The sequence below is a fragment of the Streptomyces sp. NPDC005485 genome, from assembly GCF_040606085.1.
Taxonomy (GTDB): Bacteria; Actinomycetota; Actinomycetes; order Streptomycetales; family Streptomycetaceae; genus Streptomyces.
Map to the genome: position 1 here is coordinate 46775 of NZ_JBEXDZ010000039.1, position 16444 is coordinate 63218.

General features: G+C 71.2%; 17 protein-coding genes and 1 pseudogene. 7 read left to right on the forward strand and 11 right to left on the reverse strand.

Annotated elements, in window-relative coordinates; all coding sequences use genetic code 11:
* Positions 1-110 precede the first annotated feature (110 nt).
* Together ABZS97_RS16035 and ABZS97_RS16040 are read left to right on the forward strand one after the other, a co-directional pair.
* The gene (locus tag ABZS97_RS16035; protein ID WP_356138010.1) at positions 111-590 is read left to right on the forward strand and encodes an anthrone oxygenase family protein; all 480 of its coding nucleotides are present in this window, start codon (positions 111-113) and stop codon (positions 588-590) included.
* 144 nt (positions 591-734) lie between these two features.
* Complete coding sequence (locus tag ABZS97_RS16040) at positions 735-2222, forward strand: glutamate synthase subunit beta (protein WP_356138012.1); 1488 nt, start codon at positions 735-737, stop codon at positions 2220-2222.
* 42 nt (positions 2223-2264) lie between these two features.
* Here the strand turns inward: ABZS97_RS16040 and ABZS97_RS16045 are convergent, their stop codons facing one another.
* The gene (locus ABZS97_RS16045; RefSeq protein ID WP_356138014.1) at positions 2265-2810 is read right to left on the reverse strand and encodes a carboxymuconolactone decarboxylase family protein; all 546 of its coding nucleotides are present in this window, start codon (positions 2808-2810) and stop codon (positions 2265-2267) included.
* A 47-nt stretch (positions 2811-2857) separates the two neighbouring features.
* Here ABZS97_RS16045 and ABZS97_RS16050 point away from each other — a divergent pair, with 47 nt between their 5' ends.
* Positions 2858-4282 carry a PLP-dependent aminotransferase family protein gene (locus ABZS97_RS16050; RefSeq protein WP_356138016.1) on the forward strand — a complete coding sequence of 475 codons (1425 nt, stop codon included), beginning with the start codon at positions 2858-2860 and terminating at the stop codon, positions 4280-4282.
* Between the two features lie 34 nt (positions 4283-4316).
* Here ABZS97_RS16050 and ABZS97_RS16055 read toward each other — a convergent pair whose 3' ends face one another.
* From ABZS97_RS16055 to ABZS97_RS16065, 3 genes are all read right to left on the reverse strand, one after another.
* Entirely contained in the window at positions 4317-5120 is an 804-nt protein-coding gene (locus ABZS97_RS16055) for an SAM-dependent methyltransferase (RefSeq protein ID WP_356138018.1), read from the reverse strand.
* A 141-nt stretch (positions 5121-5261) separates the two neighbouring features.
* The gene (locus tag ABZS97_RS16060) at positions 5262-5477 is read right to left on the reverse strand and encodes a DUF397 domain-containing protein (protein WP_356138050.1); all 216 of its coding nucleotides are present in this window, start codon (positions 5475-5477) and stop codon (positions 5262-5264) included.
* Positions 5478-5579: 102 nt separating this feature from the next.
* Entirely contained in the window at positions 5580-6440 is an 861-nt protein-coding gene (locus ABZS97_RS16065) for a helix-turn-helix transcriptional regulator (RefSeq protein WP_356138020.1), read from the reverse strand.
* Between the two features lie 189 nt (positions 6441-6629).
* On the opposite strand from ABZS97_RS16065, the gene ABZS97_RS16070 reads away from it, so the two are divergent.
* Together ABZS97_RS16070 and ABZS97_RS16075 are read left to right on the forward strand one after the other, a co-directional pair.
* Positions 6630-7373: an ATP-binding protein gene (locus ABZS97_RS16070; RefSeq protein ID WP_356138022.1), complete on the forward strand. Its 744-nt coding sequence runs from the start codon at positions 6630-6632 to the stop codon at positions 7371-7373.
* Between the two features lie 71 nt (positions 7374-7444).
* Positions 7445-7879: a hypothetical protein gene (locus tag ABZS97_RS16075; protein ID WP_356138024.1), complete on the forward strand. Its 435-nt coding sequence runs from the start codon at positions 7445-7447 to the stop codon at positions 7877-7879.
* A gap of 68 nt (positions 7880-7947) precedes the next feature.
* On the opposite strand, the gene ABZS97_RS16080 is transcribed toward ABZS97_RS16075, so the two are convergent.
* Positions 7948-8400, reverse strand: a complete 453-nt coding sequence (locus ABZS97_RS16080; protein ID WP_356138027.1) for a hypothetical protein — start codon at positions 8398-8400, stop codon at positions 7948-7950.
* 181 nt (positions 8401-8581) lie between these two features.
* Between ABZS97_RS16080 and ABZS97_RS16085 the strand changes: the two genes are divergently transcribed.
* Complete coding sequence (locus ABZS97_RS16085) at positions 8582-10552, forward strand: ABC transporter ATP-binding protein (protein ID WP_356138032.1); 1971 nt, start codon at positions 8582-8584, stop codon at positions 10550-10552.
* A gap of 2 nt (positions 10553-10554) precedes the next feature.
* Here the strand turns inward: ABZS97_RS16085 and ABZS97_RS16090 are convergent, their stop codons facing one another.
* From ABZS97_RS16090 to ABZS97_RS16110, 5 genes and pseudogenes are all read right to left on the reverse strand, one after another.
* Complete coding sequence (locus ABZS97_RS16090; protein WP_356138034.1) at positions 10555-10728, reverse strand: hypothetical protein; 174 nt, start codon at positions 10726-10728, stop codon at positions 10555-10557.
* Positions 10729-10872: 144 nt separating this feature from the next.
* A complete protein-coding gene (locus tag ABZS97_RS16095; RefSeq protein ID WP_356138037.1) occupies positions 10873-11604 on the reverse strand; it encodes a DUF899 domain-containing protein in 732 nt (243 codons plus the stop codon).
* Positions 11605-11813: 209 nt separating this feature from the next.
* Positions 11814-12128, reverse strand: a pseudogene (locus tag ABZS97_RS16100) (cytochrome P450); the annotation flags it as partial.
* Positions 12129-12164: 36 nt separating this feature from the next.
* Positions 12165-12380 carry a hypothetical protein gene (locus tag ABZS97_RS16105; protein ID WP_356138039.1) on the reverse strand — a complete coding sequence of 72 codons (216 nt, stop codon included), beginning with the start codon at positions 12378-12380 and terminating at the stop codon, positions 12165-12167.
* Between the two features lie 117 nt (positions 12381-12497).
* A complete protein-coding gene (locus ABZS97_RS16110; RefSeq protein WP_356138040.1) occupies positions 12498-13856 on the reverse strand; it encodes an amidohydrolase in 1359 nt (452 codons plus the stop codon).
* A gap of 167 nt (positions 13857-14023) precedes the next feature.
* On the opposite strand from ABZS97_RS16110, the gene ABZS97_RS16115 reads away from it, so the two are divergent.
* Positions 14024-14980 carry an endonuclease/exonuclease/phosphatase family protein gene (locus ABZS97_RS16115; protein ID WP_356138043.1) on the forward strand — a complete coding sequence of 319 codons (957 nt, stop codon included), beginning with the start codon at positions 14024-14026 and terminating at the stop codon, positions 14978-14980.
* Between the two features lie 34 nt (positions 14981-15014).
* Here ABZS97_RS16115 and ABZS97_RS16120 read toward each other — a convergent pair.
* The coding region (locus ABZS97_RS16120; protein ID WP_356138046.1) for an FUSC family protein at positions 15015-16444 on the reverse strand (1430 nt) is incomplete at its 5' end.

Below are 16444 nucleotides of genomic sequence, written 5' to 3' on the forward strand. Positions count from 1 at the left end.
GCCCCAGCGCATCTCGGCCATGGTCACTGTCCTCGTACGGGATTTCACTTGTGGTGACGGTGTGTGCCGTGCAGGATCTTTGACTTCGGGGGATCGAAGCGGGAGTGGACATGATCGGTGGACCGTACTTCGTGCTGACGGTGTTGGGGGTGCTCGGCTGCGGGGTGGTGGCCGGGGTCTTCTGCGGGTTCTCGACGTTCGTGATGAGAGGACTCGCGGACCTGCCGCCCGCGCAGGGCGTCGCCGCCATGAACTCGATCAACACCGCCGCCGTACGTCCGGCTTTCATGCTCGTGTTCGTCGGGTCCGCCGGGCTGTGCGCGGTTCTCGGCGTGGTCACGTTCGTGCTGCTGCCGGACGAGGGGACGGTGGAACTGCTGCTGGGCAGTGTGCTGTACCTGGTCGGGTCGTTCGGGGTGACCGTCGTCGCGAACGTCCCGCGCAACGACGCGCTGCTCAAGTTGGATCCGGGCACCCCGGAAGCCGCCACGTACTGGCGCTCGTACGTGCGCGAGTGGACGATGTGGAACCACATCCGCACGATCGCGGCGGCCGCCGCGGCACTGTCCTACCTGCTCGCCCTCACCTGAGCGGCATGCCCGCCCTCACCTGAGCGGCGGGGCGCGCGGGGGCGTCGTATCGTGGCGTGAAAGGAGTGCCGCAGAAAAGGCCGTGGGCCGATGCCGTCCCCCGGTGGTGCGGCCCGCACGCGCATGTTCGCAAGGGAGACGGCGATGGCCGATCCCAAGGGTTTTCTCACCACACCGCGCGAGGAGCACCCGCGTCGGCCCGTCGAGGAACGGGTGCGGGACTGGAACGAGGTGTACGTCCCCGGGGCGCTGCTGCCGATCATCAGCAAGCAGGCCGATCGCTGCATGGACTGCGGGATCCCGTTCTGCCACGATGCCTGCCCGCTGGGCAATCTGATCCCCGAGTGGAACGACCTCGTCTCGCGGGAGGACTGGCGGGCGGCGAGCGACCGGCTGCACGCCACCAACAACTTCCCCGAGTTCACGGGTCGGTTGTGTCCCGCGCCGTGCGAGGCGGGCTGTGTGCTCGCGATCAACCAGCCCGCGGTCACCATCAAGAACGTCGAGGTGGCCATCGCCGACCGCGCCTGGGCGGACGGGTTCACCCCGCCCCGCCCGCCGGACCGGCTCACCGGGCGGACCGTCGCCGTGATCGGATCGGGCCCCACCGGCCTTGCCGCGGCGCAGCAGTTGACCCGGGCCGGGCACACCGTCGCCGTGTACGAGCGGGCCGACCGGATCGGCGGGCTGCTGCGCTACGGCATCCCCGCGTTCAAGATGGAGAAACGGCACCTCGACCGGCGACTTGAGCAGATGCGGGCGGAGGGCACGAAGTTCAGGACGTCGACGGCGGTCGGCCGGGACATCGGGGCCGGAGAGCTCCGAGCACGTTACGACGCTGTCGTGCTCGCCGTGGGAGCCACCGCCTGGCGTGAACTCCCGCTGGAGGGACGGGAACTGACGGGCATTCACCAGGCGATGGAGTATCTGCCGCTCGCCGACCGGGTGTGTCAGGGGGATCTTGCGGAATCCCCGCTCTCGGCCGCAGGAAAGCACGTCGTCATCGTCGGCGGCGGCGACACCGGGGCGGACTGTCTGGGCACGGCGGTGCGCGAGGGCGCCAAGTCGGTGACGCAGCTGGACATCTATCCGCTCCCGGCGGCTGAGCGCGACGAGGACACCGAGCCGTGGCCGACGTACCCGAAGGTCTACCGGCTCTCCGCCGCGCACGAGGAGGCCCGCGATCTGGAGACGGCCCCCGCGGCTGACGCGGACGCGCGGCTCTTCGCGGCGTCCACGCTCCGTTTCACCGGGGACGGGACAGGCCGTGTGAACGCACTGCACCTCGTCGAGGTGGACGACCGGCGCAGCGCGCTGCCCGGCTCGGAGCGGACGCTCCCGGCCGACCTGGTGCTGCTCGCCCTCGGCTTCTCCGGACCCGACCGCCACGACGGCCTGATCGACCAGCTCGGCCTCACCCTCGACGCTCGCGGCATGATCGCCCGCGACGCGGACTTCGCGACCAACGTCCCCGGCGTGTACGTCGCCGGGGACGCGGCCCGCGGCGCGTCCCTCGTCGTCTGGGCCATCGCCGAGGGCCGCGCGGTGGCGGCAGCGGTGGACCGCCGTCTCACGGGTGACGCCCGGCTGCCGGCGCCGATCGGACCGTACGACGGGCCGATGACGGCGTAGCCGGACCGAAGGCCCCATGGAACTCAGCCCCTGGGCCGGCGGTCACCTGCGCTGATCCGTGCCCGCGACCTTCGCCGTCGACAGGGCGATCCGGTTCCAGGTGTTGATCGCGAACACGAGGGCCAGCACCTGGGCCAGTTCCTCGTCGTCGAAGTGGGCGGCGGCCTGCGCGTAGACGTCGTCCGGGACACCGCCGTCCGCGACCAGGGTGACCGCCTCGGTGAGGGCGAGCGCGGCGCACTCCTTCTCCGTGAAGAAGTGGCGGGCCTCGCGCCACACCGCGATCATGTGCAGCCGGTCCTCGCTCTCGCCCGCCTTGCGCGCGTCGTTGGTGTGCATGTGAAGGCAGTACGCGCAGTGGTTGAGGTGCGAGGCGCGGATCTGGATCAGTTCGACGAGGGCCGGGTCCAGACCCTGGCGGGCCGCGGCGTCGAAGCCGATGAGGGCCCGGAAGGCCTTCGGGGCGGACTTCGCGAAGTCGAGACGCGGCCGGCTCTCGTCGATCCTGTGCGCCGAGTGCGTCGCGTGCGCCGTGTGCGTGGTCGTTGCCTGCGCAGTGGTCGTCGTGGTCGTCGTGTTCGTCGTCATGACCATGAATCTACGGGCCACAAAGACCACCTGTATGGTTCATTTCCATGGCTGAGTCATGGGTCAATTCCGCGGAGCGGATCGGTGCCGATCTGCACTTGGAGATGGAGACGTCCGGGGCGGGCGGTCGGCGGGCCGCGCTGATCCGCGCGCTGCGCGAAGCCGTGCGCTCGGGGCGGCTCGCGCCGGGCACCCGTCTCCCGCCCTACCGCTCGCTCGCCGCCGACCTCGGCGTCGCCCGCAACACGGTCGCCGACGCGTACGCCGAGCTGGTCGCCGAGGGGTGGCTGAACGCCCGGCAGGGTTCGGGTACCCGGGTCGCGGAGCGGGCGGAGCCGCCGGGCGCCGCCGCGCGCGTACGCCCCAAAGCACCTCCACGCGCGCGTGGCCCTCGGCACGACCTGCGACAGGGCACCCCGGACGCGGGGTCGTTCCCGCGTGCCGCCTGGGCGGCGTCGTACCGGCGGGCGCTTCAGCAGGCGCCCAACGAGGCCTTCGGGCCCGGCGATCCAGCCGGCCGCGCGGAGCTGCGTCATGCACTGGCCGCCTACCTGGCACGCGTGCGCGGCGTGCGCACGAGCCCGGAGCGGATCGTGATCTGCTCGGGCTTCGCGCACGCCCTGCGCCTGCTGTTCACCAGCCCCGGCGGGGTGTTGCGCGGCCCGCTGGCCGTCGAGTCGTACGGCCTCGACTTCCACCGGGCGCTGCTGGCCGCCGCGGCCGTGACGACCGTTGCGCTGCCGCTCGACGAAGACGGCGCCCAGGTGTGTGCGTTGGGCCGGGAGCGGGCCGTACTGCTCACACCGGCGCACCAGTTCCCCACCGGCGGCCCCCTGCACTCCGCACGACGCGCCGCCGTGATCGACTGGGCACGCGCGCGTGGCGGCGTGATCGTCGAGGACGACTACGACGGGGAGTTCCGCTACGACCGCAAGCCCGTCGGGGCGTTGCAGGGGCTGGACCCGGAGCACGTCATCCACGTCGGGTCGGTCAGCAAGAGCCTGTCACCCGCGCTGCGGCTCGGCTGGATGGTCCTTCCGGAGCGGTACGTCGACGGGGTTCTGGAGGCCAAGGGGGAACGGGAGGCGTGGGCGAGCGCCCTCGATCAGCTGGCGTTCGCGGACTTCATCACCTCCGGGGCGTACGACCGTCATGTGCGGCGTATGCGGCAGCGGTACCGGGGCCGTCGTGACCGTCTTGTCGCCGCCCTCGCCGCGCACGCGCCGCACATCGAGGTGACGGGTATCGCGGCCGGGCTGCACGCGGTGCTGCGGCTGCCTCCGGGGACCGAGCAGTCCACGGTCAAGGCGGCGACCTGGCAGGGGATCGCGCTCGACGGGCTCGCCGAGTTCCGGCACCCGGAGGCGGTGACGTCCGCACCGGACGGGCTGGTCGTGGGCTATGCGACGCCTGCAGAGCATGCGTACGGGGCTGCGCTGGAGGCGCTGTGCGGGGTGTTGCCGCCCGGGTGAGGGCCCGGCCCGCGGCGGGCCGGGCCTGCCCGGTTCAGGGCTTGCGTCCCACCGCCCCGTACCCCGGTACGGGCCCCTCTCCCCCGTACTCGACGATCTCGCCGAGCTCCGGCTTCCAGTCGACGGCCAACACGACGCCGGGGTCGACGAGTTCAAGGCCCTTGAAGAAGCGGCCTATCCGCTCGCCGTCACGCAGCGCCAGGGTCATGCCGCGCTTGCGGTAGATCTCGGTCGCCTCCGCCCCCTTCTCGGGGTCGGTCTCGTCCGAGGCGTGCGAGAGCATCAGGTAGCTGCCGGAGGGCAGTTCGGCCAGCAGCTTCTCCACGAGTTCGTACGCGCCGTCCTCGTCCGCGATGAAGTGCAGCAGCGCGACGAGCGAGAGCGCGACGGGCTCGGTGAAGTCCAGGACCTTCTTGGCCTGTTCGATGATGGTGCCGGGTTCCCGCACGTCGGCCTGCAGGTACTCGGTGAGGCCCTCGCCCGTGCTGCGCAGCAGGGCCTCCGCGTGGGCCAGCACGATCGGGTCGTTGTCGCAGTACACGACGCGGGCGTCCGGCGCGATCTCCTGGGCGATCTGGTGGAGGTTGGGCTCGGTCGGGATGCCGGTGCCGATGTCCAGGAACTGCCGTACGCCGTTCATGGCCAGCCAGCGGGTGGCGCGGTGCATGAACGCGCGGTTGATCTGCGCCATCGCCGGGATGCGCGGTTCGAGGGCGACCAGTTGTCTGCCCATCTCCTCGTCGACGGGGTAGTTGTCCTTGCCGCCCAGGAACCAGTCGTACATCCGCGCGGGATGGGGCTTGCTCGTATCGATCTCGATGGGCGCCTGCCCGGTCATGACAGTCTCCGTAGGCTCGTGAAGTTCATGGGTTCGGGAAACCCATGAACTTCAAGAAGGCGATCAACTCACAGCAAGATTAGGCAACTTGAACAAGTTTGAACGGATCATGGAGAGAGCAGCGGCTCGCAAGGGTGTGGTTCAGGACAGCAGGAAGTCCGCTTCTCCGGCCTTCGCCCCCTGGATGAACGCGGTCATCTCGCCCGGTGTGTAGATCAGTGCCGGGCCGTCGGGGTCCGCGGACTGCCGGACCGCGATGCGTCCGTCGGCGAGCTTCATCGCCTCCAGGCAGTTGCCTCCGTTGCCACCGCTCCACGGCTTGTGCCAGCCCTCGCTGCCCAGCTCACGGGCAGGCATCCCGTTGTAGATCCGCACGTCGCGTCCGTTGCGTCCGTCGAGTCCGTTGACTCCGCCGGCTCCGGTGCGCCCGTTGCGTATCCGCGCCTTGATGCGTTCCATTCACAGCTCCTTGCGGAGATCCAGCAGGATCTCCTTCGTGCGATGTGCCGTGGCGGCCTGCGCCGCCATGCGGTCCATGACCTCGAGGTGGGTCGCCACCTCTGAGCGCGAGTCCAGATAGACCGCGCCGGTCAGGTACTCGCTGTAGACCATGTCCGGGAGTTCCGGCATGGCAAAGCGGAACAGCACGAAGGGCCCGTACGTACCCGGGTGCGGCCCCGCGGCGAACGGGGCGACCTGCAGGGTCACGTTGGGCAGCTTCGCGGTTTCGAGCAGTTTGTCGATCTGGGCGCGCATCACCGCCGGGCCGCCGACGGGGCGGCGCAGGGCCGTCTCGTCCATGACGACCCAGAACCGGGGTGCGCCCTCCCGAGTGAGCAGATCCTGGCGTTGCATGCGCAGCGCCACATGACGTTCGATGTCCTCGGGTCTGGTCTGGCCGATGGCACCCGACTTCAGGACACCGAGCGCGTAGTCCTCGGTCTGCAACAGCCCTGGCACGAAGTGGGGTTCGTACGAGCGGATGAGGGCGGCCGCACCCTCCAGGCTGACGTGCATCGAGAACCAGCCCGGCAGGATGTCGTGAAACCGCTGCCACCAGCCCGGCCTGTTGGCCTCCTCGGCCAGTTGGACGAAGGCCTCGGCCTCGTCGTCGGAGATGCCGTACGACCTCAGCAGGAGCTGTAGGTACGGAATTTTGAGGGAGACCTCGGCCATCTCCATGCGGCGGACCGTGGCGGGCGCGACACGCAGGATTCGGGCGGCCTCCTCCCGCTTGAGACCCGCGCGTTCCCGCAGGTCCAGCAGGCGCCGGCCGAGGACGACCTGACCGACCGTCGGCGCTGACCGCGGTTCGCTCACGCCCCACCTCCCCTGTGTCCGGACAGCCCGGGCGGCGCCGTTCGGATGCTTTTTCCTGCTTCTTCGCAGATCCCAACTGGCGCCGCTCGACGGGTTGTTGCGAGCAGTGTGCCACGCGTCCTCTCGGCGTCACATGGCACTCTGCATTTTTCATAGTGACACTTGCCAAGTGTTCACGGCGGGGCGATAGTGGCAAGCGTGACTCCGTCCGCGCCGTTAGGAACAGCCGCCGCCGAAGACCGCTCCGGTCTCCGCGCCGCCTCAGGGCCCAGCCCCGTCGCGGCCGCCGAGCGCCGGTTCCGCTTCGAGCTGGCCGCCCATCCGGGCTCCGTCGCCCGGGCCCGGCAGCTGACGCGCTCCGGACTGGCCGGGTGGGCGGTGTGCGACGACACCGTCGAAACGGCGGCCCTCGTCGTCTCCGAGCTGGTCACCAACGCGATCGTGCACAGCGCCGGCGAGCATGTCGTCTGCGAGCTGCACGACGGGGACGACCTGGTACGGATCGCCGTACAGGACGAGGGATGCGCTCCGGGCGAGCCGCACCCCTCGCCGGAGCGTCCCGAGGAGGAGCACGGGAGGGGATTGCTCCTCGTCTCGGCCCTGTGCAGGGCATGGGGGGCCCAGGACACCGGGCCGGGACTGCTGGTCTGGGCGGAACTGCCGCGCGCAGCGGACCGCGTTCCCTCCGGGGAACCGGTCGGCGGGGCGGTGCCGCCCGCCCGGGACCTGTCGTGTTCCGGCGACAGGTCCCGGGTGGCTTCGCAGGACGAGGCAAAGCGGTCCGTTCAGGGCCGGAACCAGAACACCGACGCCCGTTCCGACCTGGGGTGGAGCGCGAAGAAGCCGCCGGCCGACGGCCGAGGCGACGGAACGGGAACGTCCTCGGGAACGGGGAGCACAGGGGTCCCCCCGATCGAGCCGAGCGAGGATTGAGGAAGGGCGTGAGGGAAACGTCGGTGCGCGCGTCAGGGTCGGGGTCAAGGTCGCGATCGGGGTCCAGATCCGTGGCCGGGTCCGCGACTGCCCAGGTCCTGTCCCTGGACACGCTGGTGCGCCTCAAGCGCGGGCAGCGGTCGTCCGGAGCGCTCAGACGACTCGTCCTGCCCGACGGTATGACGGTGCCGCTCGGCTGCGACGCGGTGGCCACGCCCGCGCACCTCGGACCGATCGTGCTGGCCCGGCTGCCGCGCGTCGGCTGTGTCTACGCCGACGGGTCGCGCTGGTGGTGGATCGTGCCCGCCGACTCCGACGTCGCCCTGGAGTGGCCGGAATCCACGCACTACGCCACGGGGGCACTCCTCCCGGACAGCCCCGGCGTTCCCGCGCTCATCCACACACCGAACGGCACCGTTCCGTACACCCCGCCGATCCCCCTCTACCTGGCACTGTGCCGGGTGACGGACACGACACCCGTCTGGTCGCGTCCGATCAGTGCGTGAAGCGCGTGCCTGTGTGTTGAGCACGCACAGGCACGCAGGGCCCCCGACCGCTCAGGCGCGTCCGCGGCTCAGCTCACCGCCTGCTTCACGAGCGCACCGATGCGCGCCTCCACCTCGGCCGTCACCTCGGTCAGGGCGAACCCGGCCGCCCACATCGTGCCCTCGTCCAGCTTCGCCAGATCGCTGAACCCGAGGGTCGCGTAGCGCGCCTTGAACTTCTCCGCGCTCTGGAAGAAGCAGACGACCTTGCCATCCAGCGCGTAGGCGGGCATCCCGTACCAGAGCTTCGGCGCGAGGACCGGGGCATTGGCCGTGACGACGGCATGGACGCGCTCGGCCATGATCCGGTCCGAGTCCTGCATTTCGGCGATCTTCGCGAGCACCTCCTTCTCCGCCTGTGCCGCCTTGTCCGCGGCCGAGCTGCGGCGCGCTGCCGCCTTCAGCTCCTGGGCGTGGTCCTTCATCGCGGCCCGCTCCTCGGCCGTGAACCCCTCGTGCTTGCTGCTTGCGTTGCTGCTCATGGCAGTTCTCCCCTGTTCTCGCCGGTTCTCCCCGTGACGATCACTGCCACCATGCCATGAGACGTCCGTGCCGACGGGAGTGTCCGAGCAACACGGGCCCGGGGAAAACCCGTTGCCGGGACGGATGGAGAGCTCGGTACGTGGGGATGCACCGTTCGTGCACGATCGGGGGAGGCCGAGGATGGGACACAAGAGGGGACAGAAGAAGCGGGACGGGTCCCAACCCGGGCCGTCCGACTCGGAGTTACTGCTCTTCGGCGGTCCACTCCGTTACGACATGGGCTGGAACCGGCATTCGGACGCGTTCCTGGAGCTGAGCTTCCGGGCCATGGTGACGAGGCTGCCGTCCCTGCTCGCGTCCAGCTTCCGGCTCGCCTGGAAGGCGGACCGCCGCGCCGCCCGTATCGTGCTGGCCGCCGAGGTGACCCGTGGCGCGGCCCAGGCGGTGAGCCTGCTCGCGGTCAACAGCGTGTTGGGCCGGGTGATGGCGGGCGGCACGGTCGAGGACCGGCTGCGCGACGCGGTTCCGGCCCTGGTCACGGTCGCCGCCGTGATGCTGCTGGCCGCGCTGCTGCGGGCCGCGTCGACGTACGCCACCGGACGCCTGGAGCCGAAGGTGGAGCGAGTGGCGACCGAGCTGTATCTGGAGCGGGCGGCGGCCGTCGAGCTGTCCGCGATCGAGGACGACGCCTTCCACAAGCTGCTGGACTCCGCGCAGTACGGCGCCGCGTCCGCCCGGCGCATGATCTCGATCGCCACGCAGGTGGTGAACGCGATGATCTCGCTGATCGCCGCGGCGGGTGTCCTGACCGTGCTGCACCCCGCGCTGCTGCCGCTCCTGGTGATGATGACGCTGCCGAGCGCGTGGAGCGCCCTGACGATCGCCCGGCGCCGCTACGAGTCCTTCCACGCCTGGGTGCAGCACGCCCGGGCCGGACGTCTCATCGGCCAGCTGCTCACGGAGCCCGCCGCCGCCCCGGAGATCCGCGTCCACGGCGTCGGGCCGTTCCTGCTGCGCCACTTCCGTTCGATGTCGGAGACCGCCGAGGTCGAACAGGCACGCCTCGCCAGGCTGGCGGCCCGTACCGGCCTGATCGCCGCGGTCTGGACGGGCCTCGCCACCGTGGCGACGTACGCGACCCTGGGCGGTCTGCTGCTCGCGGGCACGATGGCGCTCTCCGTCGCCGGCACCGCCGTGATCGCGATCCGCACGGGTTCCGCGAGCCTGGACACCCTCGTCCTGGAGGTCAACTCCCTTCACGAGGAGGCCCTGTTCGTGGGTGATCTGCAGCGCCTGTACGTCGAGGCGGCCGAGCGCGCGATCCCGTCGGGCGGTACGGCGCTGCCCGACGACCCGGACGAAATCCGCTTCGAGAACGTCACGTTCAGCTATCCGGGCGCCTCGACCCGGCCCGCGCTCGACGACGTGACGCTGAGCGTGCCGCTCGGCAGGATCGTGGCGCTCGTCGGGGAGAACGGCTCGGGCAAGACGACGCTGGTCAAGCTGCTCGCCGGGCTCTACACGCCCGACCGCGGCCAAATCCTGTGGGGCGGTGTCGACGCGGCGGGCGCCGACCGGCACCAACTCGCCGAGCGCATCGCGATGGTGGCACAGGACTTCAAACGATGGCCGTTCACGGCCCGCGTCAACGTCGCCGTCGGACGCGCCTCGGCGCCGCTGACCGACGAGCGCCTCGCCTCATCGGTCGCCGAGGCGGGCGCGCAGGACGTCGTGGCGGATCTGCCGCGCGGCCTCGACACGCTGCTCGCCCGCGGTTTCAGCGGCGGGCACGAGCTGTCGGGCGGGCAGTGGCAGCGGCTGGGCATCGCGCGCGCCGCCTACCGGCGCGGCCGGATCCTCATCGTGGACGAGCCGACGGCGGCGCTCGACGCGCGGGCCGAGCTTGAGGTCTTCGAGAAGATCCGCGCCCTGGCGGGCACCGGCCAGACGGTCATCCTCATCACGCACCGGCTGGCGTCCGTGCGCCATGCCGATCTCGTGCACGTCCTCGACCAGGGCCGTCTCGCGGAGTCGGGCACCCCGGAGGAGCTGCTGGCCACGGGCGGCATCTACGCGGAGCTGTACTCGCTGCAGGCGGACCAGTTCACGGCGAAGATGCCCGCAAAGGTGCACCTGCCGGAGACCGGCTGACCTCACTCGACCGCGGTCGCGCCCCGCACGATCACCAGGAAGGCATCCGTGGAGAGGTCCATGACCACCTCCGCGGCCTGGCCCTGCAGGCGGCAAGCCTGCGCGAACTCCTCCGCGGGCCACGAACCTCGCGGCCCGCCGGCGGGAAAGCGCTCCAGCACCGTTCGCCCGTTCACCCTGCACCTCCATGTCGCGCTGTACTCGTAGAGTTAAACGCCAACGATGGGGTGAACGGCTCGCGAAGTGACAGTACTGAGACGTAGTCGACACTTCGTGACCACTTCGGCGTGAGGAAACTCTCGCTGACCTCACGTTTCGTGTCAGTCGTCGTACTCGTCGTGATACCTGATGCGCCCGCTGCCCGCCGGCGCACCCAGCGTCGACGCGCGCCCTTTGGGCTCTTCCCACTCCTCCTGCCGGCCGAGGGCCGTGAGGTCCAGCAGACTGGTCGTGGAGCCGAGCCCGTCGAGACCGCGCTCGTACGTCGAGTAGGTGTGGAAGACCCGGTCGTGGTCGCGCAGGAAGCAGCTCACGCCCGGACGCTCGACGGTCTGCGCGGCGTTCGCGGCGTTCGCGGCGTTCGCGGCGGGAGCTTCTCCGGGGCTTTCGAAGGTCACGTGGAAGTCGTGGTTGAAGTCGGTGCCGTACGACGAGTACCAGGGCGCCGTCCAGCCCATCCGGGCCTTGAAGGGAAGAATCTTCGTGTACGGCGCCCTGGAGACCGCCGCGAACTCGGTACCCCTGGCCCGCAGATGGGCCAGGTGCCCGATCTGGTCGAGGAACGCCGAGCAGCTGCGACAGCCCGCGTCCCACTCCGGTGCGAACATGAAGTGGTAGACGACGAGTTGGTCGCGCCCCCGGAACAGGTCGAGCAGCGTCGCCTTGCCGTCGCCGCCCTCGAACACGTACTCCTTGCCGACCTCGACCATCGGCAGCCTGCGCCGCTCCGCGTTGAGCGCGTCCCGCGCCCGCGTGGCGGCCTTCTCCTTGGCCAGCAGTTCCTCGCGCGCGGCCTGCCACTCCTCATGCGAGACGACCTGCGGAAGCGTCATGTGCTCCTCCTCCGAAACGCTGTCGAACGACCCCTTCACCGAGGTGGACCGGCGAAAGGAGCGGAACTCATCGCCGCGGCGAGAAGAATCGAGAGAAGTCGAGAAGAATCCAAGTCAGCGCATCAGTACGTCACCGGGAGCGTGAGCAGACCGCGGGCGCGCAGGGAGGGCCGCCACCTCGGTTCGGCCTCGGCGAGCGCCAGGTCGGGCAGTTGCTCCACGCGGCGCGGCGTGAAGACCCGTCCGACCAGGCGCCTGATGCGGGTGTGGTCCGGCGGGTCCATGTTGAGGAGGTTGGCGTCCAGCGCGGGCGGGAGGGCGAGCCCCCGGTAATTGCCGGGCAGCGCATGCCTCTTGTCCAGCGAGAGCAGCGGGTCGGCGAGCGCCTCGCGTACGTCGTCGTAACGCGTCACCAGCCATGCGGGGTTGCCGTCGGTCCCGGCGATGCGGTGCACGGGAGCGGTCTCACGCAGGTGCCGGTAGGTGTCGTACGGGTCGCTGAGGAGGTCGTCGGCGGGATCCATGGGCTCCACCCTAGGTGCGCCGGGACGCCGGGCGGATCATGGGCTGCCGGACTCCGTGACGCCTTGGGCGAGTTGGCTGACGATGTCGAGGATGCCCTGACCGAAGGCCGTAGGGGCGATCAGGACACCGAACACCAGCACGATGGCCACGGTCAGCTTCTCGTCGTTCCGGCTCCGAGCCTGCGTACGACGTCTCAGCCGCACGGCGATGACGACAGCGAGCAGCACCGCCAAGTCGATCGTCAGTTCCACCCGGCCCAGCCTCCCGTCGGACGAGAAAGTCCCGGCTTCATGTGTAGCGTGAAACCACCTGACGTGACCGGCCGGTCACCCGCGGTTGGCGTCAAAGTACGCTTCCGAGGCCGGTTTTCAGGTCTTGTAATCCTGGATCCGGCGACCATGGCTCCGGTCGAGGAGTGCTGGAATCCGCTCCCCCAACTCCCTTACCACGGCGGGCACATCGAGGGTGAGCAGCTCACGGTCCCGCATCAGCACGCGCCCGTCGACGATGGTCGTCCGTACGTCGCCGGAGCGGGCGCTGTGCACGAGAGTGGCGGCGAGGTCGTGGACGGGCTGGGTGTGCGGGCCGGAGAGGTCGACGAGGACGATGTCCGCCCGTCGGCCCGGCGCGAGGGCACCGATGACGTCACCGAGGCCGACCGCCCGGGCGCTCTGGAGCGTTGCGTGGTGCAGGGCTTGACGGGATGTCAGCCAACGGGGGTCGCCCGTGGTCGACTTCTGGATGAGGGCGGTGAGTGCCATCGACTCCCACACGTCGAGGGAGTTGTTGGAGGCGGCACCGTCCGTGGCGAGTCCGACGGGGATGCCGATCTCGCGCAGCGCCCGTACGGGTGTGGTGGTGGGCCAGGCGAACTTCAGATAGCCGCGGGGTGCGGTCGCGACGGCGACAGGGCCGCCCGCGCGCTCCAGGACGGCCAGGTCGCGTTCGACGATCCCGGTGCCATGGGCGATGAGCAGGCCCGCCTCGATGTCGAGGAGCCCGGCACGTGCCAGCACCTCGATGGGCGTGACCCCGTGCCGGGCGAGGCCGGCCTCGGTCTGGTCGCGGTTCTCGGAGGCGTGGATGTGCACGGGCAGACCGTGCTCACGGGCGAGCGCGGCGGTGGCGGCGAGGTCGGCGTCGTCGACGGTGTACGGGGCGTGCGGGGCGAGAGCGGTGGTGATGCGGCCGCGGGCCCCGCCCCGGTGCCGTAGCGCGAACTCCAGGGATTTCTCCCGGCCTTGAGCACCCTGCGAGGAGAAGTAGGCCTCCCCCAGGTGGGCGCGGATCCCGCACTCGGCGACGACGGCCGCGACCGCGTCCATGGAGAAGTAGTGGTCGGCGAAGCAGGTGACGCCGCCCCGGATCATCTCGGCGCAGGCGAGCCGCGCGCCCAACTCCACGTCCTTCTCGGTGAGGTTGGACTCGATGGGCCAGACGACGTCGTTGAACCACTCCTCGGTGGGCACGTCCTCGGCGACGCCACGCAGCGCGACCATCGGGGCGTGCGTGTGGCAGTTGATCAGGCCGGGCATCGCGACCTGGCCGCGCGCGTCGATACGTTCGCCGGCCGCCAGGTCCGCCGCGGCCGCGGCGCTCGTCACGGCCTCGATGGCCCCGTCCCGTACGACGATCGCGGCGTCGTCGGCGAAGCCGACCTCTTCATGATCGTCGTGCGTGAGGACGGTACATCCGGTGATGATGAGGTCAGCGGGAGACGACGTCATGCCGTCACCGTACGACGTGGTCATACCCCCGGGGGACGTGAACCGCGCATCCCGCCTCCGCTCTGTCGCGGTGGCGGCCGTGCGGGCACTCTGACGGCATCACGCCTTCGGAATCACCCTCCGGACCTCCGGGCCTCCGGATTTCGGACCGTCGGAAGGGGCGCCGCATGCTCTTCGGCACCTGGAACCTGGAGAACCTGTATCGGCCGGGCGGCCCGTTCGGCCCCAAGGACAAGGCGGCGTACGAGACGAAGCTCGCCGCCCTGGCCGCCGTCATCGCGGAACTCGACCCGGCCCTGCTGGGCGTGCAGGAGGTCGGCGACCCGGAGGCCTTGGAAGACCTGGCCGGACTGCTGGACGGCGACTGGCACGTCGCGCTCTCGGAGCACCCGGACGACCGGGGCATCCGGGTCGGCTTCCTCTGCCGCGACCTCGTGCCGCGGTTGCTCGCCGACACGAACGCCTTCCCCGAGCGGCTGCGCCCGGTGCAGGGCGACGACGAGGGGGACCCCGTGTCGAGGGCGGGCCGCGGCTTCCTCGCGGTGGAGATCGCGAGCGAGGACCTGACCCTGACGGTGGCCGTCTGCCATCTGAAGTCGAAGCTGCTCTCGTATCCCGGCGGCCGGTTCCAGCCGCGCGACGAGGGCGAGCGGGCCCGCTACGGCGCGTACGCCCTCTACCGGCGCGCCGCCGAGGCCACAGCCCTGCGCGCGCTGGCCGACAAGCTGCTCGCGGGCGAGGGCCGCGCACGGGACGTGGCCGTCCTCGGGGACCTGAACGACGAGGTGCAGGCGGCCACCACACAGATCCTGCTCGGCCCGCCCGGCTCCGAGATCGGCACCCCCGGCTACGACCACCCGGACCAGGGCGACGCGGCCCGTCTGTGGGACACCGCCCCGCTCATCCCGGCCGAGCAGCGCTACTCCCGCATCAACTCGGGCCGCCGCGAACTGATCGACCACATCCTCGTCAGCCACCACCTCGTCCATCGCGTCACCGGGGCGGGTACGGGCCTGCCCGGCGACGGAACGCTCACCCTGCCGTCGATCGGCCCGGACCCGGCGGCGCGCCGCGGGGCACCCGGGTCGGACCATGCGCCGGTGTGGGTGCGGGTGGGGGCGTAGCAGTCCCCGGCCCCAAGGAACGCGCGCGGCTGCCCTAAACGGCAACCCGCACGCCCGGCGCCTCGATCGCCCGAAGCCCCGCCCGCGCACGCCTCTCGCTCAGCTCGTCGAGGAGTTCGGCGATCCGTTCGCTGTGCCGGGCCGTGAGCCGGCCGGTGTCGTCAAGATGTACCGCGCACGCGGTCGTCGTGTCGACAAGCCGCTCAAGGGTGGCCGCCACCTCGTCCGTGCCCTCCGCGTGGCGTGCCAGGGCGGGGAGTTCGGCGGCGGTGAGGTCGATGGCCGCGCGGGCCTCGGCGAGGGCGCGGTATGCCTCGCGGCGCAGTGCCCAGCGTCCCGCGCGGTCCTCGGACCCGCTCAGGACGTGCCCGAGGTAGGCGTGCGCCGTCTCGGTCGCCCGGGTGAGCCGGGCCCGTACGCCTCCCGCACGCTGCCCCGGCATCGGCAGATGCCCGACGAGCAGCACGATCGCGCAGGCCAGCAGCGTCTCGCCGATCCGGCTCCAGGACGCCCCCGGCTCCCCGCCGACCATCACGAGGGCGAGGACGAGGACGGTGACGACGGCGGTCTGCGCGGCGAAGTGCCGCGTGGCGACGGGGATCAGCGCGCCACTGAGTGCGACGAGGACCACCAGTCCCAAGGGCCGCGGCAACAGCGCGGCGAACCCGGCGAACACGACGGCGCCGAGCACGGTCCCCGCCGCCCGGCACAGCACGCGCGAGGCGAGCGGCCCGAGGTCGGGCTTGACGAGGAAGACGGCGGTCGCGGGAAGCCAGTACCAGTGGGCGTTGTGCAGGGTGCGGTGGAGTCCCTGCGCGACGGCCACACCGGCGCCGAACGACAGCGCGACCCGCAGCCCGTACTCGCGTCCGCCCGAGCCGACCGCGGTGCGGAACAAGGACTTCGCCGTACGGCGCCGGGTGTGCAGGTCGGTCCCGGTGCCCCGGTCGAAGGCGTCGGCGGCGTGCAGCAGCGCGTCGTCGAGGGCGCGCAGCGCCGGCGCTGACCTGGCGGGCGCGGGCAGCGGCCCGGTGTGCGTACTGCTGCGCACGGCGGCGGCGAGACGCCGGGGCCCTTCGGAGGCACGGGCGGTGATGGCCTCCCCGGCCCAGGCGAGCGCGGTTGCGGCCTCGGCGAGGGGCAGCGCGGCCGCGTACTGGGTGTGCAGCCGTCGCTCGGCCGCGGAACTGGCGTACCGGCGCAACCGGGGCCCCGACAGCGCGTCCTGCGCATGGTCGAGCGCGGCGGTGAGCGCGACCCGCCGATCACTCGCCGCGGCCCCGCCGACCGCGTCGAGCAACGCGGCGACCGCCTCGTACACGGCGGCTACGGCGTCCCGCTCCCCGTCGAACCGGTAGTCACCGGCGGTGGCCCCGGGCGTGGGCACGACGATCCGCAGCGCCAGCAGCCACCCGGCGCCGGCGAGGTGGACGAGGGCCCGCTGCCAGCCGGGTTCGGGCAGCG

Bases quoted from the DNA above. Each gene is read 5' to 3' on its own strand.
- ABZS97_RS16055 (WP_356138018.1), bottom strand. From the start codon at position 5,120: ATGACCGGGCAGGCGCCCATCGAGATCGATACGAGCAAGCCCCATCCC.
- ABZS97_RS16050 (WP_356138016.1), top strand. From the start codon at position 2,858: ATGGCTGAGTCATGGGTCAATTCCGCGGAGCGGATCGGTGCCGATCTG.
- ABZS97_RS16115 (WP_356138043.1), top strand. From the start codon at position 14,024: ATGCTCTTCGGCACCTGGAACCTGGAGAACCTGTATCGGCCGGGCGGC.
- ABZS97_RS16040 (WP_356138012.1), top strand. From the start codon at position 735: ATGGCCGATCCCAAGGGTTTTCTCACCACACCGCGCGAGGAGCACCCG.
- ABZS97_RS16060 (WP_356138050.1), bottom strand. From the start codon at position 5,477: ATGCCTGCCCGTGAGCTGGGCAGCGAGGGCTGGCACAAGCCGTGGAGC.
- ABZS97_RS16045 (WP_356138014.1), bottom strand. From the start codon at position 2,810: ATGACGACGAACACGACGACCACGACGACCACTGCGCAGGCAACGACC.
- ABZS97_RS16110 (WP_356138040.1), bottom strand. From the start codon at position 13,856: ATGACGTCGTCTCCCGCTGACCTCATCATCACCGGATGTACCGTCCTC.
- ABZS97_RS16095 (WP_356138037.1), bottom strand. From the start codon at position 11,604: ATGACGCTTCCGCAGGTCGTCTCGCATGAGGAGTGGCAGGCCGCGCGC.
- ABZS97_RS16080 (WP_356138027.1), bottom strand. From the start codon at position 8,400: ATGAGCAGCAACGCAAGCAGCAAGCACGAGGGGTTCACGGCCGAGGAG.
- ABZS97_RS16035 (WP_356138010.1), top strand. From the start codon at position 111: ATGATCGGTGGACCGTACTTCGTGCTGACGGTGTTGGGGGTGCTCGGC.
- ABZS97_RS16085 (WP_356138032.1), top strand. From the start codon at position 8,582: ATGGGACACAAGAGGGGACAGAAGAAGCGGGACGGGTCCCAACCCGGG.